The following is a 23,599-nucleotide window of genomic DNA, read 5'->3' as shown; positions in this document are numbered from 1 at the left end:
CCATTTCTGTGTTATGAGATGATCTCCGACATTCAATGAGACCCGCATGCGCTATTCCCGGGAACACAAGCAGGAAACCCACGACCGAATCGTGAAGAAGGCCTCCGTGCGGCTGCGCGAAAAGGGCGCTCACGGCATCGGCGTCGCCGACCTCATGAAGGAGGCGGGCCTGACCCATGGCGGCTTCTACGCGCATTTCGACTCGCGCGAGGCGCTGGTGATCGAGGCCTTTGCCTATGCCATGGACCGCTCGATGGAGCACTGGCGCAAGCAGTCCGATCAGGTCGCGCCCGAAAAGCAACTGACCCAGATCGTCGAGACCTATCTTTCGGCGCTGCATCGGGACAATCCCGGCCACGGCTGCTCGATTCCCGCGCTCGGCGCCGAGATCGCCCGCGAGAGCCCGAAGACGCGCAAGGCCTTTGCCGGAAAGCTCGACGAGATGGTCGAGATGATGACCGATTTCATCCCCAACCTGCCGCGCAAGGCCGCGCGCAAGCAGGCGATCGCGACGCTGGCCACGATGGCCGGCACCATGTTGCTGGCGCGCATTGCCGGCTCCAGCGAACTGTCGGACGAGGTGCTCAAGGCCGGCAAGGACAGCGCGCTCGATGGCGCGAAGCGCGAGCCGAAGGTGACGGCGGCGAAGAAGGCGAAGCAGAACTGAGATGCGGTAGGGTGGGCAAAGGCGCTCCAGCGCCGTGCCCACCATCTCTCCACGCCTGCAAGAGACATGGTGGGCACGCTTTCGCTTTGCCCACCCTACGAGACCGTCATTACCGCCCCGCGAACAACGCCCGCTCGCGCTCTACGATCTCGCCGATGTAATCGGCCACCGCGCGGATCCGCGCGAGATCCTTGCTGTCCGCATGCATCAGCATCCAGAACGTCCGCGTGATCGATATCTCCTCCGGCAGCACCGCCACCAGCTGCGGATAATCACTCGCCATGAAGTGCGGGAGCACGGCGATGCCGAAGCCCGCGAGCGTGGAATTGAGCTGCGCGATCAGATTGGCGCTGCGGAAGCGCGCCGAAATCCGCGGCGATACTTGCGGGAGGTAATCGAGCTCGGGCGTGAACAGGAGCTCCTCGATATAGCCGACGAAGCGATGCTGCGGCAGGTCCTGCCGCGAGGTGATCTTCGGGAAACGGTCGAGATAGGCCGGCGCCGCATAAAGCCCGAGGCGGTAGTCCAGGAGCTTGCGGCCGACGATGCGGCCTTCCTTCGGCATGGTCAGGCTGATCGCGATATCGGCCTCGCGCTTGGAGAGACTGAACAGCCGCGCGGTGGCCACAAGTTGCAGATCGAGGTCGGGATAGCGATCCGCGAAGGGCGCCAGCCGCGGCGCCAGGAAGGCGGTGCCGAACCCGTCGGGCGCGCCGATCCGCACCGTTCCGGTCAGCCGTGCCACCGAGCCGCCGACCTGCTCCTGGTTGGCGACGATGGTCGATTCCATGGCTTCCGCGCTGTCGGCGACGCGCTGGCCGGCCTCGGTGAGGAGATAGCCGGTCTTGCGCCGGTCAAACAGCTTTGCCGAGAGGTGTCTCTCCAGCCGGTCGACGCGGCGGATCACGGTGGCGTGGTCGACCCCGAGCTGTTTAGCCGCAGCCGAAACCGAGCCGCCCCGCACGATGGCCAGCACGAAGCGGAAGTCGTCCCAGTCGATGCTACCTTGATCCAGCATTTTCGCACATCTATGGTGCATTATCTCAGACTTGAATCCTATAAAATGCAGGTCGATAGGATTTGTCAAAGCGTTCACGCTCGACCTCAGGAGATCATTCCATGCGTTCAATCGGACATTTCATCGGTGGCAAGGAGGTCAAGGGCACCTCAGGCCGGACGGCGGACGTATTCGAGCCGATGACCGGTGACGTCCAGGCCAAGGTGGCGCTGGCGTCCAAGGCCGAGGTCCGCGCTGCCGTGGAGAACGCCCGCGCCGCCCAGCCGGAATGGGCCGCGACCAACCCGCAGCGCCGGGCCCGCGTCATGATGAAGTTCGTGGAACTGGTGCAGCGCGACTACGACAAGCTCGCCGAGCTGCTCGCGCGTGAGCATGGCAAGACCGTGCCGGACGCCAAGGGCGACATTCAGCGCGGCCTCGAAGTCGCGGAGTTCGCCTGCGGCATCCCGCATCTGATGAAGGGTGAATACACCGAAGGCGCCGGGCCCGGGATCGACATCTATTCCATGCGCCAGCCGCTCGGCGTGGTCGCCGGTATCACGCCGTTCAACTTCCCGGCGATGATTCCGATGTGGAAGTTCGCCCCCGCGATCGCCTGCGGCAATGCTTTCATCCTGAAGCCGTCCGAGCGCGACCCCGGCGTGCCGATGATGCTCGCTGAGCTGATGATCGAGGCGGGCCTGCCGGCTGGCATCCTCAACGTCGTCAACGGCGACAAGGAAGCTGTCGACGCCATTCTCGACGATCCCGATATCAAGGCCATCGGCTTCGTCGGCTCCACGCCGATCGCGCAATACATCTATGAGCGCGCAGCCCAGACCGGCAAGCGCTGCCAGTGTTTTGGCGGCGCCAAGAACCACGCCATCATCATGCCTGACGCGGACATGGACCAGGCAGTCGACGCGCTGATCGGCGCCGGCTACGGCTCCGCCGGCGAGCGTTGCATGGCCGTCTCCGTCGCCGTTCCCGTCGGCAAGTCCACCGCCGACCGGCTGATGGAAAAGCTGATCCCGCGCGTCGAGTCGCTCAAGATCGGCACCTCGATCGATCCGTCCGCCGACTACGGTCCGCTGGTCACGCGCGAGGCGGTCGAGAAGGTCAAGAGCTACATCGACATCGGCATCAAGGAAGGCGCGACGCTCGCCGTCGACGGCCGCGGCTTCAAGATGCAGGGCTACGAGAAGGGGTTCTATCTCGGCGGTTCGCTGTTCGACAACGTCACCAAGGACATGCGGATCTACAAGGAAGAAATCTTTGGGCCCGTGCTCTCGGTCGTGCGCGCGCACGACTACAAGGAAGCGCTGGCGCTGCCGTCGGACCATGACTACGGCAACGGTGTCGCCATCTTCACCCGCGACGGCGATGCCGCGCGCGACTTCGCGGCCAAGGTCAATGTCGGCATGGTCGGCGTCAACGTGCCGATCCCGGTGCCGATCGCCTACTACACCTTCGGCGGCTGGAAGAAGTCGGGCTTCGGCGATCTCAACCAGCACGGCCCGGACTCGGTCCGCTTCTACACCAAGACCAAGACGGTGACCTCGCGCTGGCCGTCTGGCGTCAAGGAAGGTGCGGAGTTCTCGATCCCGCTGATGAAGTAACCCTCTCAAGAGCGAGGCCGGGGATGCAGTTCGCTCTGAACGAGGATCAGGTCGCGGTTCGCGACATGGCGTTGGCGTTTGCGGCCGAGAAGATCGCGCCGCACGCGTTGCGCTGGGACGAGGAAAAGCATTTCCCCGTCGAGGTGATGCGCGAGGCGGCGACCCTCGGCATGGGCGGCATCTACATCCGCGAGGATGTCGGTGGTTCCGCCATGACGCGGTTCGACGCGGCGCTGATCTTCGAGGCGCTGGCGACGGGCTGTCCGACCACATCGGCCTTCATCTCCATCCACAACATGGCGTCCTGGATGATCGATGGCTTCGGCAGCGACACCCAGCGCCACAAATGGTTGCCGAAACTCTGCTCGATGGAGCTGATCGCGAGCTACTGCCTGACCGAGCCGGGTGCCGGCTCGGACGCCGCGGCGCTGCGCACGCGCGCGGTGCGCGACGGCGATCATTACGTCCTCAACGGCCAGAAGCAGTTCATCTCCGGCGCCGGCGGCACGGATCTCCTTGTCGCCATGGTCCGAACTGGCGGTGACGGCCCCGGCGGCATCTCGACCGTCGTGATCGACGGCAACACGCCCGGCGTCTCCTACGGCGCCAATGAGCGCAAGATGGGCTGGAATGCGCAGCCAACCCGCGCCGTGATGTTCGAGAACGCGCGCGTGCCGGTGGCGAACCGGCTGGGCGAGGAAGGCATCGGCTTCAAGATCGCGATGGCCGGCCTCGATGGCGGCCGCCTCAACATCACCGCATGCTCGCTCGGCGGCGCGCAGACCGCGCTCGACAAGGCGCGCACCTACATGAAGGAGCGCAAGGCTTTCGGAAAACGTCTCGACGAATTCCAGGCATTGCAATTCCGGCTCGCCGACATGGCGATCGAGCTCGAGGCCGCGCGCACCTTCCTGTGGCGCGCCGCCGCTGCGCTCGACCGCAAGGACCCAGATGCCACCATGCTCTGCGCCATGGCAAAGCGCTTCGGCACCGATGTCGGCTTCGAGGTCGCCAACCAGGCGCTCCAACTCCATGGCGGCTACGGCTATCTCAGCGAATACGGCATCGAGAAGATCGTGCGCGATCTGCGCGTGCACCAGATCCTCGAAGGCACCAATGAAATCATGCGGCTCATCGTGGCGCGCAAATTGATCGAGGGCGCGCGATGAGTTCAGTGGAGGAGGGTGATCTGGTCGCCCGGGTCGAGGGCGCAGCTGGCGTGATCCGGCTCAATCGCCCCAAGGCCATCAACGCCGTGACGCTGGAGATGTTTCGCGACATCGAAAAGGCGCTCGACCGCTTCGAGGCCGATTCCGCCGTCGCCGTGATCCTGCTGGAGGGGGCCGGCGAGCGCGGCCTGTGCGCCGGCGGCGACATCCGCACGCTCTGGGAAAGCTCGAAGGTCAACGGTGACCTCGGCAAGATCCTGTGGCGCGAGGAATACATCCTCAACGCCCGGATCAAGAGATTCCCAAAACCCTATGTCGCGTTCATGGATGGCATCGTGATGGGCGGTGGCGTCGGGCTCTCCGCCCATGCAAGCCACCGCGTCGTCACCGACCGCACCAGGCTCGCGATGCCCGAGGTCGGGCTCGGCTTCTTCCCGGATGTCGGCGGCACCTTTCTGTTGTCGCGCTCGCCGGGGGAGATCGGCACGTATTTCGGCCTGACCGGCCAGACCATGAACGGGCCCGATGCGATCCACGCGAGGTTCGCCGATGCCGTGGTGCCGGCCGCCAAATGGCCGGAGCTGCGCAACGCGCTGACGAAGGTTGGTCAGGGGGCGACTGCGGCCGACGTGAGCAAGCTCATCAACGGTTTTGCGACCGGTGAGACCGCGGGGCCGGTCGCCGCGAAAGAGCCTGTTATCGACGCGCTGTTCGGCTTCGACCGCATGGAGGACATCGTCGCTGCGCTCAGGCGCGATGGCTCCGAGTTCGCGCTGGCGACGTTGAAGACACTCAACGAGAAATCGCCGCGCGGCATGGTGGTGACGTTGAAGCTGCTGCGGCTCGCGCGCACCGCATCGAGCCTGGAAGAGTGCCTGGTGCGCGAATATCGCGCTGCGCTGGAGGTCTTCCGCAGCGACGATTTCCGCGAAGGCGTGCGCGCGGCCGTGATCGACAAGGACCGCAATCCGACCTGGTCGCCGCCGCGCATCGAGGACGTGACGCCGGCGATGATTGCGCCGTATTTCGCCGAGATCGGCGCCGACGAACTGAAGTTCAACTAATCAACGAAACGTCTAGCGGAGGATATCGATATGGCCACGATCGCATTCATCGGTCTCGGCAACATGGGCGGCCCGATGGCGGCCAATCTGGTCAAGGCCGGCCACAAGGTGGTGGCGTTCGATCTCGCCGAGGCCTCCCGCAACCAGGCCAAGGCCGATGGCGCCGGCATTGCCGACAGCGCTGCGGGTGCGGTGAAGGGAGCCGATGTCGTCGTCACCATGCTGCCGGCTGGCAAGCACGTGCTTGGCGTCTGGAGCGAGGTTGTTCCGGCCATGGCCAAGGGCGCGCTGATCATCGACAGTTCCACCATCGACGTCGAGAGCGCGCGTCAGGCGCATGCGCTCGCCGCCAAGCACGGCGTGCTCTCGGTCGACGCGCCGGTGTCCGGCGGCACGGGGGGTGCCAAGGGCGCGACGCTCACCTTCATGTGCGGCGGCGAGGAGGGCGCGTTTGCTGCGGCAAAGCCTGTGCTGGAGAAGATGGGCAAGAAGATCGTCCATTGCGGCGGCGCCGGCGCCGGGCAAGCGGCAAAGATCTGCAACAACATGATCCTCGGCATTTCCATGATCGCGGTGAGCGAGGCCTTTGCGCTCGGTGAGAAGCTCGGGCTCTCGCATCAGGCGCTGTTCGACGTCGCCTCGACCTCGTCGGGCCAATGCTGGTCGCTGACGACCTATTGCCCGGTGCCGGGCCCGGTGCCGACCTCGCCCGCCAACAACGATTACAAGCCGGGCTTTGCCTCGGCGCTGATGGTGAAGGATCTGACGCTGGCGCAGGACGCCGCCAAGGCCGCGGGCGCGGCCACGCCGCTCGGCAAGCATGCGCAGGAGATCTATCAGTCCTTCGATGCCGCCGGGCAGGGCGGGGTGGATTTTTCCGGAATTATCAAGCACGTTAGGGGGCTAGCCGGGAAAGCCTAATGACGACATTTCAGGACGCGCGTGCGTTTCTGCTTAAACACCGCACGGATTACGAGACAGCGGTCAAAGACTTCCGCTGGCCCGATCCGGTTCCCTTCAATTGGGCGCTCGACTGGTTCGACGAGCTCGCGAAGGATGCGGACGCCAAGGACCGGCCCGCGCTCTGGATCGTCGATGCCGCACAGGACAAGCAAACCAAGCTGTCTTTCGCGGCGCTCTCGCAGCGCTCCAACCAGGTCGCCAACTTCCTGCGCGCGCAGGGTCTGAAGCGCGGCGACCACCTGCTGCTGCTGCTCGGCAATGTGGTGCCGTTGTGGGAGACGATGCTGGCGGCGATGAAGCTCGGCGTCGTCGTGATTCCCGCCACCACGCTGCTCACCGCGGACGAGCTGCGCGACCGGCTCGATCGCGGCAAGGCGAAGGCGGTGGTCGCGGCGCAAGACCAGGTCGCGAAATTCGCAAGTCTCGGTGTTGAGAATATCGTCCGCATCGTCGTCGGTGCGGCCTCTGATGGCTGGCTTGCCTATGACGAGGCAGCGAAGGCTTCGCAGAGCTTTACGGCTGACGGTCCGACCAACGCCGAAGACCCGATGCTGCTCTATTTCACCTCGGGCACCACGGCAAAACCGAAGCTCGTGCTGCACAGCCAGCGCAGCTATCCCGTCGGCCATCTCTCCACGATGTACTGGATCGGGCTGAAGCCGGGCGACGTCCACCTCAATATCTCATCGCCCGGCTGGGCCAAGCACGCCTGGAGCTGTTTCTTCGCGCCGTGGAACGCGGGCGCGACCGTGTTCGTGGTCAACCAGCCGCGCTTCGATGCCAAGGGTCTGCTTGCCACCATCGGCCGCTGCGGCGTCACCACGCTGTGCGCGCCGCCGACGGTGTGGCGGCTGTTCATCCAGGAAAACCTTGCGGCCTTCAAGGTGGCGTTGCGCGAGGTCTGCGGCGCTGGCGAGCCGCTCAATCCGGAAGTGATCGACCGGGTGCAGGCCGCCTGGGGTCTTACCATCCGCGACGGCTACGGCCAGACCGAGACCACCGCGCTGGCCGGCAACTCGCCGGGGCAAAAGATCAAGGTCGGCTCGATGGGCCGGCCGCTGCCGGGCTATCGCGTGCAGGTCAGCGACGCCGACGGCCATCCGGCGAAGGAAGGTGAGGTGGCCCTGGTGCTGGGTGCTGACCGTCCGGCCGGCCTGATGCAGGGCTATCAGGGCGACAACGGCAAGCTCTCGGGTGCGGAAGGCGCGCTCTACCGCAGCGGTGACGTCGTGTTCGCAGACGAGGATGGCTATCTCACCTTCGTTGGCCGTTCCGACGACGTGTTCAAATCCTCCGATTATCGCATCAGCCCGTTCGAGCTGGAGAGCGTGCTGCTCGAGCATGAGCTCGTCGCAGAAGCCGCGGTGGTGCCGAGCCCGGACCCGATCCGGCTCGCGATCCCCAAGGCCTTTGTGCTGCTGACGGCAGGTGCGGAGCGCTCGCCCGAGACCGCGCTGTCCATCTTCAGGCATCTGCACACGCGCCTTGCGCCGTTCAAGCGCATCCGCCGCCTTGAAATCGTCACCGAGCTGCCGAAGACGATCTCGGGCAAGATCCGCCGCGTGCAGCTCAGACGGCTGGAGCGCGATGACGACCGCAACGATCCCCTGCGCGGTCGCGAATTCCGGGAAGAGGATTTTCCGGAGCTGCCGAAAACACGGAGTGAGACCTAAGTGAACGAAGTCTGGAAGAAGCCGCCGATTTCCCTCGAAGCCTATCAGGCCATGGTCGGCAAGGAGATCGGCGTGTCGTCGTGGCATCTGGTCGATCAGCCCCGCATCGACACCTATGCCGACGTGATCGAGGATCACCAGTTCATCCATGTCGATCCGGAGCGCGCGAAGAAAGAGACCGCCTTCGGCACCACCATCGCCCACGGCTTCCTGACGATGTCGCTGCTGTCGATCATGTCGTACGAGGTGATGCCGGTCATCGCCGGCACGACGATGGGCGTCAATTACGGTTTCGACAAGCTGCGCTTCATCTCGCCGGTGCGCTCGGGCAAGCGCGTCCGCGGCCGCTTCGTGCTGGCGGAAGCCAAGCTGCGCAAGCCCAACGAGTTGCAGTCCCGCACCAACGTCACGGTGGAGATCGAGGGCGAGGACAAGCCGGCGCTGGTCGCCGACTGGCTCGGGTTGATCTATTTCGCCTGACCCGATGCGTCGTTGCCGGGCTTGACCCGGCAACCCATCGCTGCTCAAAAGCTGACCAAATCTCGTGCGGAGCCCTCTTACCCTCTCCCCCTGTGGGGGAGGGTGGCTTTGCGGAACGCGAAGCCGGGTGAGGGGTATCTCTCCACGAGCTCGGCTGCCGAGAGATACCCCTCATCCGGCGCCGTAGCCGACGCTACGCGTCGGCGTCTTTTTAGGACGGCGGCCGTAGGCCGCCTATGCCACCTTCTCCCACAAGGGGAGAAGGAAGAAAGGAAGCACACTCATGGCAATCAGGTTCGACGGACGTGTCGCCATCGTCACCGGCGCGGGTAATGGCCTCGGACGCGCGCATGCGCTGGGGCTGGCCAGCCGCGGTGCGAAGGTCGTCGTCAACGATTTCGGCGGCGCGCGTGACGGCAGCGGCGGCTCGCTGTCGCCGGCCGAAGCCGTCGTCGAGGAGATCCGCAAAGCCGGCGGCACCGCGATGGCCGACGGCGCCGACGTCTCCAATTTCGAGCAGGTCACCGCCATGGTGGAGCGCGCCACCAAGGAGTGGGGCAGCGTTGACCTGATGTGCGCCAACGCAGGCATCCTGCGCGACAAGTCGTTCGGCAAGATGGAGGCCGCCGATTTCCAGAAGGTGCTCGACGTGCATCTCGTCGGCACCTTCTATTGCTGCAAGGCGGCCTGGGCCGGCATGCGCGACCGCAATTACGGCCGCATCGTGCTGACGACGTCGTCCTCCGGCCTCTACGGCAATTTCGGCCAGGCCAATTACGGCGCGGCCAAGTCCGGCATGGTCGGCCTGATGAACGTGCTGGCCGAGGAAGGCCGCAAGACCGACATCCGCGTCAATATCATCTCGCCGACCGCGGCGACCCGCATGACGGAAGAGCTGCTGCCGCCACAGGCGCTGCAACTGATGAAGCCGAACGCGATCACGCCCGCTGTCGAATACATGCTGAGCGAGGACGCACCGACCCGCACCATCATGGGCGCCGGTGCCGGCTCCTTCGCCGTGATCAAGATTGTGGAGAGCGAAGGCATCAACCTGCCGGAATCCGAATGGACGCCGGATGCGGTCGCCGCGCATTTCGCCGAGATCAGCGACATGTCGAAGGCGAAGGCGCTGCAGGGCGCGTTCGAGCAGACGCAGAAATACGTGGCGCAGGCCGCGGCACGGGCGGGGATCAAGCTCTGACTGACGTCGCCGTCATCGGTGCCGGTCCCGCCGGGCTGATGGCGGCGGAGGTGCTGGCGCAGGGCGGCGCCCGCGTCAGTGTCTACGATGCCATGCCGTCCGCGGGCCGCAAATTCCTGATGGCTGGCCGCGGGGGGCTCAATCTCACCCACAGCGAGCCGCTGCCGGAGTTCATGGCACGCTACCGCGAGGCAGCGCCGATGCTGCAAGCGGCGATCGCGGCGTTTTCGCCCGATGGGCTCCGCGCCTGGAGCGCGGCGCTGGGCGAGCCGACTTTCGTCGGCAGCAGCGGGCGCGTGTTCCCAAAGGCGTTCAAGGCGTCCCCGTTGCTGCGCGCCTGGCTGCGACGCCTCGATGCCGCCGGCGTGCGTTTCGCGTTTCGTCATCGCTGGACCGGCTGGGACGACCAAGGACGGCTTCGGTTTCAAACAGCCGACGGCGTGCAGGCCATCGCGGCCAAGGCCACAGTCCTCGCGCTCGGCGGCGCAAGCTGGCCGCGGCTGGGCTCCGACGGCGGCTGGGCCGATATCCTTGCGTCCAAAGGCGTTGCGGTCTCAAAGCTGCGGCCGGCCAATTCCGGCTTCACCGTCGCATGGTCCGATGTGTTCCGCGACCGCTTTGAGGGCCAGCCGCTCAAGGGCGTGGCGCTGACGATCGGGGCGCATACGGTCCGCGGCGAAGCCATGATCACGCGCAGCGGCATCGAAGGTGGCGCCATCTACGCGTTGTCGGCCGAGCTGCGCGAGGCGGTGCTGGGTCTTGGGCAGGCGACGCTGACGATCGCATTGCGGCCCGACCTCGACGTGGCCGCGCTGACCACGCGCCTGTCGGGCACGCGCGGCAAGCAATCGCTCGCAAATTTCCTGCGCAAGGCGGCGCAGCTGTCGCCGGTCGGCATCGGCCTGATGCAGGAGGCCGCCATCGCATCCGGCCGCCCGCTGGCGTCGTTCTCGCCGGCGGAGCTTGCGAAGCTGATCAACGCCATTCCGGTTCAGCTTACCGGCGTTGCCCCGATCGAGCGCGCGATCTCGACGGCGGGCGGGGTGACCTTCGACGAGCTCGATGACCACTTCATGCTGCGAAAGCTGCCCGGCGTGTTCGCCGCCGGCGAGATGCTGGACTGGGAGGCGCCGACCGGCGGCTATCTGTTGCAGGCGTCGTTTGCGACGGGGGCGGCGGCCGGAAGGGGCGTGTTGCGATGGCTCGCGTCGTCCTGATCACGACGTGCCGGTCCTGGTCAGAAGATCGGTGAGAAGACCTAGCACACCAAAGCTCGCCGCGACCACGCAGACAGCGGTCCAGCCGCCAAAACTCCAGGCCAGCGAGGCCGCTGCGGAGCCGACGCCGCCGCCGATGAAGAACAGCGCAACGAACAGGCCGTTGATGCGGCCGCGCGCCTCGGGGTGCAGCAGATTGACGGCGCGGCGGCCGAGCGTCTGGTCGGCGGTGATGCCGACGTCGAGCAGGATCGTGCCGAGGCTCAATACCAGCAGTGCCGCCATGCGGGACTCCATCGCACCGGCCACGGCGCAGAGCGCGAGCGAGCCGATGATGAGCAGATGCGCCACAAGAAACAGCGGGCGCGCCCAGCCCTTATCGCCCCAGCGGCCAGCGAGCGGTGTCGCCGCGGCGCCTGCGACGCCGATCAGCGCGAAGGCCGCGATGCCCTTGGAGTCGAGGCCGAATGGCGCCTCCGGCAGGCGCAGCGCGACCGCCGACCAGAAGGCGGTGAAGGAGGCCATGACCAGCGATGCGGTCCAGGCCCGCACGCGCAGCACAGGTTCTTCCCGCAGCAGCTTTGGGAACGAGCGGAGCAATTCGCCGTAGCCGACGCGGGCTGCCGGTCGCAGCGTCGGCAGATAACGGCCGAGCGCACCTGCGAGGAACGTCATCAGGATGGCTGAGGCGAGATAATAGGCACGCCAGCTCCAGAGATCTGCGATCAGGCTCGCTGCTGGCCGCGACAGCAGGATGCCGATCATCAATCCGCTCATGACTTCACCAATGGCCTGGCCGCGACGCTCGGGCGCCACCATCGAAGCCACGAGCGGAACCATCATCTGGATCGCGGCGCAGGAGGCGCCGAGAATGAACGTGGCGAGCAATAGCAGCGACGGCGTCGGCGCGAGCGCCGTTGCCAGCGCCGCGAAGATCGCGCAGCCGAGCGTGCGCAGGATCAGGCGCCGGTTCTCGATGAGATCGACCAGCGGCACCAGCAACAACAGGCCGAGCGCATAGCCGAGCAGCGTTAGCGTGCTGACGAGGCCAGCCTGCCAGGCGGTCATGGCCAGCGACCGGCCGATCAGTCCAACGAGGATCTGCGGTGCGAACAAATTGGTGACGACGACGCCGGTGGTGATGGCGCCGAGCCAGATCAGGGATCGCTCGGCAAGTTGCTTCGAGGATGCGAGCTTGGTGGTTTCGGAGATGGTCATGGGACCTCGCGGGCTGGGTACGGGGTCCCCTTTAAGCGGAGTGACTAATATGCTACAATTCAATTAAGCCTATAAAGAATATGCGAGTTAGTTATGAATACCCATGACCTCGTCGCCTTCGTCGCTGTGGTCGAGACCGGATCAATCGTTGCCGCCTCGACGCGCCTCAATCTCACGCAGCCTGGCGTAACCCGGCGCATCCAGAATCTCGAGGAGATGCTGGGCGCGCAGTTGTTGGACCGCCTGTCGAAACCGTTGAGGCCTACGGCCGCAGGTCGTGAGGCCTATGAGCAGGGCCGGCGCCTTCTTCGGATGCTGGACGACCTCAAGTCAGGCGTCGCCAATGACGGCGTTGTGCGCGGCGAGTTCAGGCTCGGCCTCACGCCGTTTCTCTCCGAGGCCGGACTCAGCGCGCCGCTCGACGCGGTGCGTGCCGAATTTCCGGCGCTGAGCGTGCGCGTCGTCTCGGGCTGGTCGCCCAACCAAGTCGAGCGGGTCAGCCGCAACGAGCTGGATGCCGCCGCGATCTGCCTACCTGACGGGGCAATGCCGCCTGCCGATCTCGTCGCCGACGATCTCGGGTCGCAGCCGGTGGTGTTCGTCGTCGCGCGCGACATGAAGATTCCGCGCACCGTCGACCTGGAGCGCCTGTCGCAGCTCTCGTGGGTGATCAACCAGGACGGTTGCGGATTTCGCGACACACTCAAGCGTCGCTTCGATGCAGAGCATTTACCGTTCACCGTCGCTGTGGAGGCGCTGGACAGCGAGCTTCGGCTGTCGCTGGTGTCACGCGGTCTGGGCGTCGGCCTGGTCACGCCGATCGGGCTGAAGCGCAGCGCATTTCGCGACAAGCTCAAGCCGGTCGCTGCGCGGGAGTTCAATCCCGCCGTGCGCGCATGGCTGGTGCATCGCCCGCCGGCCGGGCGACTGACTCGCCCGATCAACCTGTTCCGCGACGGACTGGATCGGGAGCTGCAAGCTCTAATTCGCGCCTAGCGCAGCTTCCCGCGCGCCGCCACCGGCAGCGTGCCGATGATCTCCTCGCCGCGCACCATCACGACCTCGTCCATCATGTTGACGACGACGCAGACGTGGTTCGGCACGATCCGCACGACGTCGCCGACGTTGGGGCGTGTGTTGCTGCGCGAGAGGTCGAGGAAGCCGTGTTCTTCCGCGAAGCGCGCAATTTTGGCCTCGGGGTGCTCCAGGATCAGGCCGTGGCCGTCGAGCCCGCCGGTGTCCGTCGTCAGCGTCTTCGAGCCGGCGTCCAGAATGCCGCGCTCGGGCGCGGCGCGGCTGACGACCGTCGAATAGATGTGCAGGGCGCAGTCGTCCCAGGTCGCGGAGCCGGCGGCGACCTGCATGCGGTCATTGTAGATGTAGGTGCCGAAGCGATGCTCGGTGCCGCCCTTGAGCTTGCCGAGATTCTTCAGGTTCGGCGTGCCGCCGGTCGAGACGATCTTGGCGTCGAATCCGTGGGCGCGCACGCCGGCCAGCGCCTCGTCGTAGAATTTCTGCGCGTCGGCCCAGCCGGTCTCGGTCGGGTACAGCATGAAACCGGCGAATTCGAGCCCCTTGGACCCGGCTATCTCGCGCGCCAGCGCGATCGCCTCAGCCGGGGTCTCGACGCCCGCGCGCTTGCGCCCCGTGTCGCATTCGACCACGACCGAGAGCGGACGACCCGAAGCCGCGGCTGCCTTGGGCAGGCCGGCGACGACCGTCGAATTGTCGGCAGCGACTGTCATGTTCGCCTTCGCCTGCAGCGCGCCGAGGCGCGCCATCTTCTCTTCGCCGAGCAGATTGTAGCTGATCAGGATGTCGTCGATGCCGGCATTGGCCATGATCTCGGCCTCGCCGAGCTTCTGGCAGGTGATGCCCTTCGCGCCGGCCGCAACCTGCAGCTTGGCGATCGTCGGGTTCTTGTGCGTCTTGATGTGCGGCCGGTTGGCGACACCCGCATCGTCGCAGGCCTTCTGGATCCGTGCGATGTTGCGCTCGACCCGGTCCATGTCGATGACGGCGCAGGGCGTGCCATATTCACGGGCGATTTTGGCGGCGAGGGGAGTGGTCATGTCATCTCTCTATTTCTGGACCCGTAGGATGGGTAGAGCGAAGCGAAACCCATCAATACCTAATCCCGTTGTGCGATGGGTTTTGCTGCGCTCTACCCATCCTACAAATTACGCTTGCTCGATCTCTTCGCGGAGCATTTCCAGTTCGAGCCAGCGCTCTTCGGCGGCAGACAATTCGTCATGCGCCTTGGCGATGGCGGTGGAGGTGTCGTCGAATTTCTTGCGGTCTTTGGTGTAGAGATTGGGATCATCGAGGAAGCGCTGCAGCTTGGCAATGTCGGCGTGCAGGGTCTCGATCTTCTTCGGCAACGTTTCCAGCGCGTGCTTCTCGTTGAAGCTCAACCGACGTTTTGCCGTGGCGGGCGGAGCAGCCAGCCGCTCCTCTTTCTTTTCCGCGGGGGCTTGCGCCTTCGTCGTCTCGCGCTTGAGGTCGGCACCGCGCTGCGCCAGCATGTCGCTGTAGCCGCCGGCATATTCGGTCCACTTGCCGTTGCCTTCGGGTGCGATCACTGACGTGACGACGCGGTCGAGGAAGTCGCGGTCGTGGCTGATCAGGATCACCGTGCCCTCGTAGTCGCCGAGCATGTCCTCGAGCACGTCGAGCGTCTCGAGGTCGAGATCGTTGGTCGGCTCGTCCAGCACCAGCAGGTTCGAGGGTTTTGCCAGCGCGCGGGCCAGCATCAGCCGGCCGCGCTCACCGCCCGAGAGCACCTCGACAGGCGTGCCGCGCTGCTCCTGGGCGAACAGGAAGTCCTTCATGTAGCCGACCACATGCTTCGGTTTGCCGCCGACCATGATCTGGTCGCCACGGCCGCCCGTTAGCGCCTCGGCCAGCGTCGACTTGGGATCGAGGCTTTCGCGGTGCTGGTCGAGCGTGGCCGTCTCAAGATTGGCGCCGAGCCGCACGATGCCGGAATCAGGCTCCGCGCCGCCGGTCAGCAGGTTGACCAGCGTGGTCTTGCCGGCGCCGTTCGGTCCGACGATGCCGAGCCGGTCGCCGCGCTGGATGCGGGTCGAGAAATTGTCGACGATCACGCGGTCGCCGAACGCCTTGGTGACGCCCTTGGCCTCGATCACCAGCTTGCCGGATTGCTCCGCTTCGGACGCAGCGAGACTGGCGGTGCCGGCCGTGCCGCGATAGTTGCGGCGCTGGTCGCGCAGTGCATGCAGATTGCCGAGCCGCTTGACGTTGCGCTTGCGGCGGCCGGAGACGCCGTGGCGCAGCCAGTGCTCCTCGTCGACGATCTTGCGGTCGAGCTTGTGCTGGTCGCGCTCTTCCTCGGCGAGCACCTCGTCGCGCCAGCTCTCGAACGAGGCGAAGCCACGATCGATCTGCTTGATCTTGCCGCGGTCGAGCCATGCGGTCGAGCGCGAGAGATTGGTGAGGAAACGGCGGTCATGGCTGATGATCACCAGCGCGCCGCGGCGGCTGTCGAGCTCCTTTTCCAGCCATTCGATGGTGGAGAGGTCCAGATGGTTGGTCGGCTCGTCCAGCAGCAATATGTCGGGCGAGGGCGCCAGCACGCGTGCCAGCGCGGCACGGCGGGCCTCGCCGCCGGAGACGTTGGCCGGGTTCTCGTTGCCGGTAAGCCCGAGCTGCTCCACGAGGTAGCGCGCCTGGTACGGATCGTCGCCGGGCGCGAGGCCCGCTTCGACATAGGCGAGCGTGGTCTTGTGGTCGCCGAAATCCGGCTCCTGCGGCAGATAGCGAACGGTCGCGCCCGGCTGCACGAAGCGCGTGCCGCCGTCGGGCTCGACGAGGCCGGCTGCGATCTTCAGCAGCGTCGACTTGCCCGAGCCGTTGCGGCCGATCAGGCAGACGCGCTCGCTCGGCGCGACGTTGAGCTCGACGCCGCTCAGCAGCGGCGTGCCGCCAAAGGTGAGCTTGATGTCTTTGAGTTGGATCAGGGGCGGCGCCATGACTAGCCTTGATTCAAATTCTGGCTCGTCGCGGCCTGGTCGGCACGGCGGCGCTGGATCCGGCGCAGCGTCTGGTCGAGCGCGGAGAGGAACGCGGAGCGGTCGCGCGGCGCGAACGAGCGCGGCCCGCCGGTGACTTCGCCGGCCGAGCGCAGATCCGTCATCAGATTGCGCACCGCCAGCGTCATCCCGATCGACTCTTCCGTGAACGGCTTGCCGTTCGGTGCGATCACGTCGGCGCCCGCTTTCACGCAACGGCTCGCCAGCGGAATGTCCGATGTCACGACGACGTCGCCCGGCTTGGCCCGCTCCGCGATCCAGTCGTCGGCGGCATCCATGCCGGCGCCGGCCGCGATCCGCTCGATCATCGGGTCCTGCGGAACGCGGATGAAGTTGCCGGCAACCACGCTCACGGGCACTCCGTGCCGGAGCGCGACGCGGTAGATCTCGTCCTTCACCGGACAGGCGTCGGCGTCGACATAGATGCGGGTGGGGGTATCAGTCATTCGCCGCGTGGTACCCCATTCGGGCCGCAAAGGCGAGGGGATTGACCGGTGTTCCCGGGGGCCTACGATCAACCCTGAAACAACAAGAATTCAGGGAAAGGCCCGCCATGCCGAACCGGCTCGAAACCTACCGCGTCGAGGCCTACAACACCGCCAAACAGTCCGAAAACAAGATGCATGACGACACGGTGGCGCGCCGCTTCGGCTTTTCCGGCGGGCTGGTCCCCGGCGTCGATGTCTTCGCCTACATGATGCACGTGCCGGTGGCGCGCTGGGGCCGCGATTTCCTGTCGCGCGGGCTGGTCGAGGCCCGCTTCATCAAGCCGGTCTATGACGGCGAGACCGCCGATGTCGATGCGACCGAGCACAACGGCCTGCTCACGATCGAGGTCTTCAGCCGCACCGAGCTCTGCGCCACGGGGACAGCGTCGCTCCCGGCGGCCGCGCCTGTGGTGTCATTGAACGACTTTGTCGAGGTCGCGGCCATTGCCGAGCGCAAGCCTGTGAGCCCGGCAGCGTTCGAGGTGGGCAAATGGCTGGGCACGACGCCGCGCCGCTGGGCCCGGCAGGACGCGACCGATTATCTCGCCGACGTCAGGGAAACCGATCCGATTTTTGCGCGCGAGGGGCTCGGCCATCCCGGCCTGATCCAGCGCGTGATGAACCGCGTCCTCGTCGACAACACGATTTTGGGCCCGTGGATCCATGTCGGCAGCCGCATGCAGCTGCTGTCGGCCGCGCGCGCCGGCGACGAGATCACCGCGCGGGCAAAAGTCACCGCGAACTACGAGAAGAAGGGCCACCGCTTCGTCGAGCTCGACGCGCTGGTCGTCGCTAACGGCACGACGCCGCTGGCGCACTGCCAGCATACTGCGATCTACCAGCCGCGCGAGCAGGCGGCGGCCTGAAAGCCAGTTGAGGTCTCCTTGCGCGCCCTCGTTTGTTTTGGAATAGCACTCCTTTTGTCGCTCCAGGCGCTTTGCGTCGTGCATGCCGCCGCACCGGTGTCCGATAGTGTGTCGCTCAGCGAGCAGACGACGACGTGGAGCACCGTCAAGTTCGCCGTCGATGCGGAGAATGGCTTTGTCAGCGGGTCGCTCGACAAAAGCGTGATCGTCGAACGCAGTTTCAAATCCTACGTGCTAGAGAATCGATATCTGAAGGTAACGCTCGTGCCCGAATTCGGAGGGCGTATTCTTTCCATGGTCTACAAGCCGACCGGCCACGAGCAGCTTTATCGAACGGAGGTCGGAGTACCTTACGGCATGAAGGCCGGAAATTTCTACTACGACTGGCTGATGGTGTACGGCGGAATCTTTCCCACGTTCCCGGATGCCGAGCACGGCAAGACGTGGCTGAAGCCGTGGGCTTTCCGGGTGGTGAAGGAGGGCGCCGACGAAGTCACGGTCGTGATGTCGTTCCGGGATGACTTCGATTATCCCGCACGGCCGAGCAAGTTCAGGCGCGCGACCGGCATCGAGGCGAACTACTACGTCACGCTGAAGGCCGATCGTGCCGCACTCGACGCGCGCGTGGTGCTGAAGAATCCGAACGACGAAGCTGTCCAGTACGAGTACTGGACGTGCACGACGCTCGCTCCGGGATCGGAGCCGAAAAATCCCAGGGCAACCGGCGGCGCCGAAATCATCGCGCCGATCCGAACTTACACGACGCCTGCCTGGTCGGCCAACCTGGCAGACGGCGACGAGAGTGCGGGTATGGGCAGGCGGCGCTTCGAAAACCTGCGCTACTTCAAGAATTGGCCAACGATGGGCATCGCCTATGCTGCACCAGATATGCAGGGCGGGAATTTCTGGGGCGCCATCAACCATGACAATGCAGAAGGAATTATTCGCATTGCGGACAATACCCTCACGCGGGGCTTGAAAATGTGGACGTGGGGGTTTCCGTCGCTCACCGGCGAAACCGATGCCCGGAAGGATCCGAACGAGTGGCGGCCGTATGTCGAATTATGGGCGGGCGTGTCAGACCAGTTTTTCCACAGCACAGACTTTCCCGCACGCAGTGAGGTGTCGATTCCGGAAACCTACAGCCCGACCGTCGGCATGAGCAACGTGACGCATGCGAACGAGAAAATCCTGATCAATTTCTCGGCCGAGGCGTCTCGCGCTGTTCTCGAGTTCTTCAGCGTCGAACCGGCCATCCCGTTGCTTGTCACGTTGAAACGGGGTGACACGGCTCTGTTCAGCGGGGTCGTGAGCGCCGATCCGAACAACGGAAATCGCATTTCGGCAGCGATTGCCGACGGCCGCAGCGGGGAAAAGATACGGCTAACGATCACGACCACGGAGGGAAAGGAGTTGATCGCCGCCGAAACGGCGATCAAGTGATCTCTTTCGGAATGCCGGTCGAACCCCCGGCGTTGTCACGATCGCGGAACTGCCCCTACGCCGCCTTGCCCTTCGCATCCTGGATCGCACGCCACACCCGCTCCGGGGTCAGCGGCATGTCGATGTGCTTGATGCCGTAGTCGGATAGGGCGTCGAGCACCGCATTCACCACCGTCGACAGGCTGCCGGCGCAGCCGGCTTCGCCGCAGCCCTTGCTGCCGAGCGGATTGGTCGTGGCCGGCACCGGATGATCGCCGACCGTCATGTTCGGAACGTCCTCCGCGCGCGGCAGCGCGTAGTCCATCAGCGAGCCCGTGATCGGCTGGCCGCTCTCGTCGTAGCGGACATGCTCCATCAGCGCCTGGCCGATGCCCTGGACGACGCCACCATGAAGCTGGCCCGCGACCAGCAGCGGGTTGATCACCGTGCCGAAATCGTTGACCGCGCTGTAGCGCACGATCTGCACCACGCCGGTATCAGGGTCGATCTCGACCTCGGCGACGTGGCAGCCGTTCGGGAACGCCGAGGGCACCGGTTCGCTGGTATGGTCGACGTCGAGGCTGTCAGGCACGCCGTCCGGCACCTTGCCGTCATGCAGCTTCCTGGCGAGCTCCATGATGTCGATGCTGCGGTCGGTGCCGGCAATGGTGAAGCTGCCGTCGGCGAACTCGATGTCGGCCTCGGAGGCCTCCAGCATGTGCGCGGCGGCGCGCTTGCCCTTCTCGATGACGAGCTTGGCGGCGCCCACGATGGCCATGCCGCTTGCCGTGATCGAGCGCGAACCGCCGGTGCCGTTGCCGGTGTGGACGATGTCGCTGTCGCCTTGCTCCAGCTTCACGCTGTCGAACGGCACCCCTAGCTGCGCGCACAGCACCTGCGCGAATGCTGATGCGTGGCCCTGGCCGTAGTCGAGCGTGCCGGTGATCAGCTGCACGCTGCCGTCAGGGTCGAACACGATCTTGCCGAGCTCGGGGCTCGGCGGCGCGGTGACCTCGAGATAGGAGCCGACGGCGATGCCGCGCAGCTTGCCGATCTTCTTGCTCTCTTTCTTGCGCTTGGTGAAGTTCTCGTGGTCGGAGATTTCGAGCGCCTTGTTGAACACCGCCTGGAAGTCGCCGCTGTCATAGGTCACGCCGGAGGAGGCCGGGAACGGCATCTGGTTCGGCTTGATGAAGTTGCGCTTGCGCAAGGTCAGCCGGTTGATGCCCATCTCGTCGGCGGCGCGGTCGATCAGCCGCTCCATGTAGTAGTTCGCCTCGGGCCGGCCTGCGCCGCGATAGGCGCCCATCAGCGTGGTGTTGGTGAGCACCGTCTTGATGTCGACCGCCATCAGCGGCGTGCGGTAGACGCTCGAAAAGTTCTTGCCGGTGTTGAGCGAGAGCGGCCCCGGCGCGACGCCGGTGATGTAGGCGCCGAGATTGCCGTAGCCTTCAAGCTTTGCCGCGAGGAAGTGCCCTTCGGCGTCGAGCGCCAGCTCGGCATGGATTTTCTGCGCACGGCCGTGGCTGTCGGAGAGGAAGCTGGTGGAGCGTTCGTCGAGCCATTTCACCGGGCGGCCAAGCTCCTTGGCCGCGTACAGGATGCACATGTATTCGGGGTAATTGACGTTCTTCATGCCGAAGGAGCCGCCGACATTGGCGGTGAGGACCCGCACCTTCTCGTTCGGCACCTTCAGGTTCTTGGCGAGGTTGGCGCGGTTGCCCGCAACGCCCTGCGTCGGCATCTGGATGGTGTAGCGCTCGGTCTTCTTGTCGTAGGAGGCGAGCCCCACGCGCGGCTCCATCGAGACCACGGCGACGCGGGTGTTCTCGATGTCGACCTTGGTGACGTGGGCGGCATTGGCGAAGGCCGCGTTCACCTTGTCGATGTCGCCATAGTGGTAGTCGAGCGCGACATTGTTCGGGATGTGGTCATAAAGCAGCGGCGCACCGGGCCTGGCGGCTTCCTCGGGATCGGTCACGGCCGGTAGCGGCTCGATATCGAGCTCGACGGCTTCGGCGGCGTCGCGCGCCTGCGCCAGCGTGTCGGCGACCACGAAGGCGACGGGATCGCCGACGAAACGGACCTTGTCGGTCGCCAGCGGCTGCCGGTTGGTCTGCAGCAGGGGGGAGCCGTCGCGGCTCTTCAGCGGCAGGCCGCAGGTGAAGGGGCCGTATCCGGCGGCATCGAGGTCCTTGCCGGTCCACACCCCCAGCACGCCCGGCATCGCCCTGGCGGCGTCGGTGCCGATGCCGCGGATGAGCCCATGGGCATGGGTGGAGCGGACGACCACGGCATGGGCCTGGCCGGGCAGGTTGAAATCGTCGGTGTAGCGGCCCTTGCCGCGCACCAGCGTATCGTCTTCCTTGCGGCGGACCGGCTGCCCGACGCCGTATTTTTGCAGTGCAATAGCGTTTTCGAGCGTGGACGATTTGGTGTGTTCTTGCATGGAATTGACCTGAAAAGCCGGCAATCGCGCGTTTTGGGGGGCGCCTGGAGGACCGGACCCTCCAAAAATAACCCACGGTCCCGTTCACGACAACGCACGAATGGGCATGGTCCCATGTGATGCGTTGTTGCGCAGGCTTGCCGCGCTGCTAATGTTTCAGGCGAAAAAGCAATTCCAGATCGGCCCCATCGGGCCGCGGAAAGACAATTTGTATGAATGACCACACGCGGCTCCGCGACGGCCATGCGCCGCACGGTGGGCTGGAGGGGTCGATGGCGGCGGTGGCGTTGGCCCCCGAACCGGCCGTCGCCGCGCAAGCGCCGGGAACCGGCGTCTATGCGGCGCTGGACCTCGGCACCAACAATTGCAGGCTCCTGATCGCTTGTCCGACTAGCGACGGCTTTCGCGTGGTCGATTCCTTCTCGCGCATCATCCGGCTCGGCGAGGGCGTCTCGGCGACCGGCTGCATCAGCGAGGCTGCGATCGAGCGCGCCGTCGTCGCGCTCAGCATCTGCCGCGACAAGATCAATCTGCGCAAAGCCAAGCGGCTGCGGCTGATCGCGACCGAAGCCTGCCGGGCCGCCTCGAATGCGGAAGGTTTCCGCAGCCGCGTCGCGGCCGAGACCGGCATCGAGCTTGAGGTAATCGACCGCGAGACCGAGGCCTCGCTCGCCGTGCTCGGCTGCGCGCCGCTGGTCGACCCCCGGGGCCGGGGCGCGATCCTGTTCGACATCGGCGGCGGCTCGACCGAACTGGTGCGGATCGAGCGCGATCCGCAAAATCCGGAACCGCGCATCAAGGCCTGGATGTCGATCCCGCTCGGCGTCGTGACGCTGGCCGAGCAGTTCGGCGGCCGTGACGTCACGCCGGAAATCTATGCCGCGATGGAGCAGGAGGTCGCCAACCACGTCGCACCGTTCGCCGAAGCGCACGGCGGCGATCTCGCCGACATGCACCTGCTCGGCACCTCGGGCACGGTGACGACGCTCGCCGGCATCCATCTCAACCTCGCGCGCTACGACCGCCGCCGCATCGACAGCATCTGGATGAACGATTCCGACATCACCGCGACCATCAGCAAGCTGCTCGGCATGAGCTATGAGGAACGCGCCAACAACAGCTGCATCAGCGTCGAGCGCGCCGATCTCGTGCTGGCCGGCTGCGCCATCCTCGATGCTATCCGCCGCGCCTTTCCGTTGCCGCGCCTGCGCGTCGCCGACCGGGGCCTGCGCGAAGGCATGCTGGTCGAGATGATGCGCGAGGACGGCGCACTCAGGAGCTGGTGAGATGGCCAAGGACACCACCGGCCGCTTGCACGTCCAGGTCAAGACCGGCGGCAAGCGCAAATTGTCGTCGAAGCTGTGGCTGGAGCGGCAGCTCAACGATCCCTATGTCGTCAAGGCGAAGGCGCTCGGCTATCGTTCGCGTGCGGCATTCAAGCTGCTCGAGATCGACGACAAATACCGCCTGCTGAAACACGGCATGGCCGTGGTCGATCTCGGCGCTGCGCCGGGCGGCTGGAGCCAGATCGCCGCCAAGCGCGTCGGCTCGGTCGACGGCAAGGGCAAGGTCGTCGCGATCGACCTGTTGGACATGCCCGAGATTGCCGGCGTCGACTTCGCGCAGCTCGACTTCATGGACAACGACGCACCCGCGAAGCTCACTGCGATGCTCGGGGGCGGCGCCGACATCGTGATGTCCGACATGGCCGCCAACACCACCGGCCACCGCAAGACCGACCAGCTCCGCATCGTCGGCCTGATCGAGACAGCGGCCGCGTTCGCCTGCGACGTGCTGAAACCGGGCGGGGCATTCCTGGCCAAGACGTTCCAGAGCGGCGCCGACGCCGATCTGCTCGCCCAGCTCAAGCGCGATTTCGCGACGGTGCGGCATGTGAAGCCGGCTGCGAGCCGGCAGGATTCGTCGGAGCGCTATGTGCTGGCAACGGGGTTTCGCGGCGGGCAGCCGGACCCGGGCTGACGTGTCACGCTCACATCAGCATGACATTCACATCGATAACATCTTGAGCTGATAGATTCATCATCTGCAATTCC

General features: G+C 65.6%; 20 protein-coding genes. 14 read left to right on the top strand and 6 right to left on the bottom strand.

What is annotated here, in order from left to right:
- Nucleotides 1–46 precede the first annotated feature (46 nt).
- Complete coding sequence (locus tag AB7G19_RS25805; RefSeq protein ID WP_028153393.1) at nucleotides 47–667, top strand: TetR/AcrR family transcriptional regulator; 621 nt, start codon at nucleotides 47–49, stop codon at nucleotides 665–667.
- Nucleotides 668–776: 109 nt separating this feature from the next.
- Here AB7G19_RS25805 and AB7G19_RS25800 read toward each other — a convergent pair whose 3' ends face one another.
- A complete protein-coding gene (locus tag AB7G19_RS25800) occupies nucleotides 777–1,685 on the bottom strand; it encodes a LysR family transcriptional regulator (RefSeq protein WP_028157678.1) in 909 nt (302 codons plus the stop codon).
- A 101-nt stretch (nucleotides 1,686–1,786) separates the two neighbouring features.
- Between AB7G19_RS25800 and AB7G19_RS25795 the strand changes: the two genes are divergently transcribed.
- From AB7G19_RS25795 to AB7G19_RS25760, 8 genes are all read left to right on the top strand, one after another.
- A complete protein-coding gene (locus tag AB7G19_RS25795; protein WP_063983817.1) occupies nucleotides 1,787–3,283 on the top strand; it encodes a CoA-acylating methylmalonate-semialdehyde dehydrogenase in 1,497 nt (498 codons plus the stop codon).
- A gap of 23 nt (nucleotides 3,284–3,306) precedes the next feature.
- Nucleotides 3,307–4,452 carry an isobutyryl-CoA dehydrogenase gene (locus tag AB7G19_RS25790; RefSeq protein WP_441268260.1) on the top strand — a complete coding sequence of 382 codons (1,146 nt, stop codon included), beginning with the start codon at nucleotides 3,307–3,309 and terminating at the stop codon, nucleotides 4,450–4,452.
- Nucleotides 4,449–5,516 carry an enoyl-CoA hydratase/isomerase family protein gene (locus tag AB7G19_RS25785; RefSeq protein WP_441268259.1) on the top strand — a complete coding sequence of 356 codons (1,068 nt, stop codon included), beginning with the start codon at nucleotides 4,449–4,451 and terminating at the stop codon, nucleotides 5,514–5,516. Before AB7G19_RS25790 ends, AB7G19_RS25785 begins: the two co-directional genes overlap by 4 nt.
- A 24-nt stretch (nucleotides 5,517–5,540) precedes the next feature.
- Nucleotides 5,541–6,437, top strand: a complete 897-nt coding sequence (mmsB, locus tag AB7G19_RS25780) for a 3-hydroxyisobutyrate dehydrogenase (protein ID WP_441268843.1) — start codon at nucleotides 5,541–5,543, stop codon at nucleotides 6,435–6,437.
- Complete coding sequence (locus AB7G19_RS25775; RefSeq protein WP_441268258.1) at nucleotides 6,437–8,152, top strand: AMP-binding protein; 1,716 nt, start codon at nucleotides 6,437–6,439, stop codon at nucleotides 8,150–8,152. Before mmsB ends, AB7G19_RS25775 begins: the two co-directional genes overlap by 1 nt.
- Entirely contained in the window at nucleotides 8,153–8,632 is a 480-nt protein-coding gene (locus tag AB7G19_RS25770; protein ID WP_014495943.1) for a MaoC family dehydratase, read from the top strand.
- Nucleotides 8,633–8,915: 283 nt separating this feature from the next.
- Nucleotides 8,916–9,833 (top strand): SDR family NAD(P)-dependent oxidoreductase, encoded by a 918-nt coding sequence (locus AB7G19_RS25765; RefSeq protein WP_071914878.1) that lies wholly within the window; start codon nucleotides 8,916–8,918, stop codon nucleotides 9,831–9,833.
- Complete coding sequence (locus AB7G19_RS25760; RefSeq protein ID WP_441268842.1) at nucleotides 9,830–11,050, top strand: NAD(P)/FAD-dependent oxidoreductase; 1,221 nt, start codon at nucleotides 9,830–9,832, stop codon at nucleotides 11,048–11,050. The genes AB7G19_RS25765 and AB7G19_RS25760 overlap by 4 nt, the downstream gene beginning before the upstream one ends.
- Here the strand turns inward: AB7G19_RS25760 and AB7G19_RS25755 are convergent, their stop codons facing one another.
- Nucleotides 11,051–12,268 carry an MFS transporter gene (locus AB7G19_RS25755; protein ID WP_441268257.1) on the bottom strand — a complete coding sequence of 406 codons (1,218 nt, stop codon included), beginning with the start codon at nucleotides 12,266–12,268 and terminating at the stop codon, nucleotides 11,051–11,053. It lies immediately after the preceding gene.
- Nucleotides 12,269–12,361: 93 nt separating this feature from the next.
- Here AB7G19_RS25755 and AB7G19_RS25750 point away from each other — a divergent pair, with 93 nt between their 5' ends.
- Nucleotides 12,362–13,264, top strand: a complete 903-nt coding sequence (locus tag AB7G19_RS25750) for a LysR family transcriptional regulator (RefSeq protein WP_441268256.1) — start codon at nucleotides 12,362–12,364, stop codon at nucleotides 13,262–13,264.
- Here AB7G19_RS25750 and AB7G19_RS25745 read toward each other — a convergent pair.
- From AB7G19_RS25745 to AB7G19_RS25735, 3 genes are all read right to left on the bottom strand, one after another.
- Nucleotides 13,261–14,340 carry a D-TA family PLP-dependent enzyme gene (locus tag AB7G19_RS25745; protein ID WP_441268255.1) on the bottom strand — a complete coding sequence of 360 codons (1,080 nt, stop codon included), beginning with the start codon at nucleotides 14,338–14,340 and terminating at the stop codon, nucleotides 13,261–13,263. The genes AB7G19_RS25750 and AB7G19_RS25745 overlap by 4 nt on opposite strands.
- 108 nt (nucleotides 14,341–14,448) lie before the next feature.
- Nucleotides 14,449–16,260 (bottom strand): ABC-F family ATP-binding cassette domain-containing protein, encoded by a 1,812-nt coding sequence (locus tag AB7G19_RS25740; RefSeq protein WP_441268254.1) that lies wholly within the window; start codon nucleotides 16,258–16,260, stop codon nucleotides 14,449–14,451.
- A gap of 2 nt (nucleotides 16,261–16,262) precedes the next feature.
- On the bottom strand, nucleotides 16,263–16,766 hold the full coding sequence (locus tag AB7G19_RS25735) for a YaiI/YqxD family protein (RefSeq protein WP_063983805.1): 504 nt from the start codon (nucleotides 16,764–16,766) through the stop codon (nucleotides 16,263–16,265).
- Between the two features lie 107 nt (nucleotides 16,767–16,873).
- On the opposite strand from AB7G19_RS25735, the gene AB7G19_RS25730 reads away from it, so the two are divergent.
- Together AB7G19_RS25730 and AB7G19_RS25725 are read left to right on the top strand one after the other, a co-directional pair.
- The gene (locus tag AB7G19_RS25730; protein WP_085402218.1) at nucleotides 16,874–17,674 is read left to right on the top strand and encodes a hypothetical protein; all 801 of its coding nucleotides are present in this window, start codon (nucleotides 16,874–16,876) and stop codon (nucleotides 17,672–17,674) included.
- 18 nt (nucleotides 17,675–17,692) lie between these two features.
- Complete coding sequence (locus AB7G19_RS25725) at nucleotides 17,693–19,117, top strand: DUF5107 domain-containing protein (RefSeq protein ID WP_085402219.1); 1,425 nt, start codon at nucleotides 17,693–17,695, stop codon at nucleotides 19,115–19,117.
- 55 nt (nucleotides 19,118–19,172) lie between these two features.
- Here AB7G19_RS25725 and AB7G19_RS25720 read toward each other — a convergent pair whose 3' ends face one another.
- Nucleotides 19,173–21,545 (bottom strand): xanthine dehydrogenase family protein molybdopterin-binding subunit, encoded by a 2,373-nt coding sequence (locus AB7G19_RS25720; RefSeq protein ID WP_441268253.1) that lies wholly within the window; start codon nucleotides 21,543–21,545, stop codon nucleotides 19,173–19,175.
- Between the two features lie 212 nt (nucleotides 21,546–21,757).
- On the opposite strand from AB7G19_RS25720, the gene AB7G19_RS25715 reads away from it, so the two are divergent.
- Both AB7G19_RS25715 and AB7G19_RS25710 read left to right on the top strand, forming a co-directional pair.
- A complete protein-coding gene (locus AB7G19_RS25715) occupies nucleotides 21,758–22,831 on the top strand; it encodes a Ppx/GppA phosphatase family protein (protein WP_441268252.1) in 1,074 nt (357 codons plus the stop codon).
- Nucleotide 22,832: 1 nt separating this feature from the next.
- Entirely contained in the window at nucleotides 22,833–23,525 is a 693-nt protein-coding gene (locus AB7G19_RS25710) for an RlmE family RNA methyltransferase (protein ID WP_063983800.1), read from the top strand.
- The last annotated feature ends 74 nt before the right edge of the window (nucleotides 23,526–23,599 follow it).

The organism is Bradyrhizobium sp. 215_C5_N1_1 (assembly GCF_052075935.1).
Taxonomy (GTDB): domain Bacteria; phylum Pseudomonadota; class Alphaproteobacteria; order Rhizobiales; family Xanthobacteraceae; genus Bradyrhizobium; species Bradyrhizobium barranii.
Note: the sequence above shows the minus strand (reverse complement) of the source record. Positions and strands in the feature narration are given on the sequence as shown.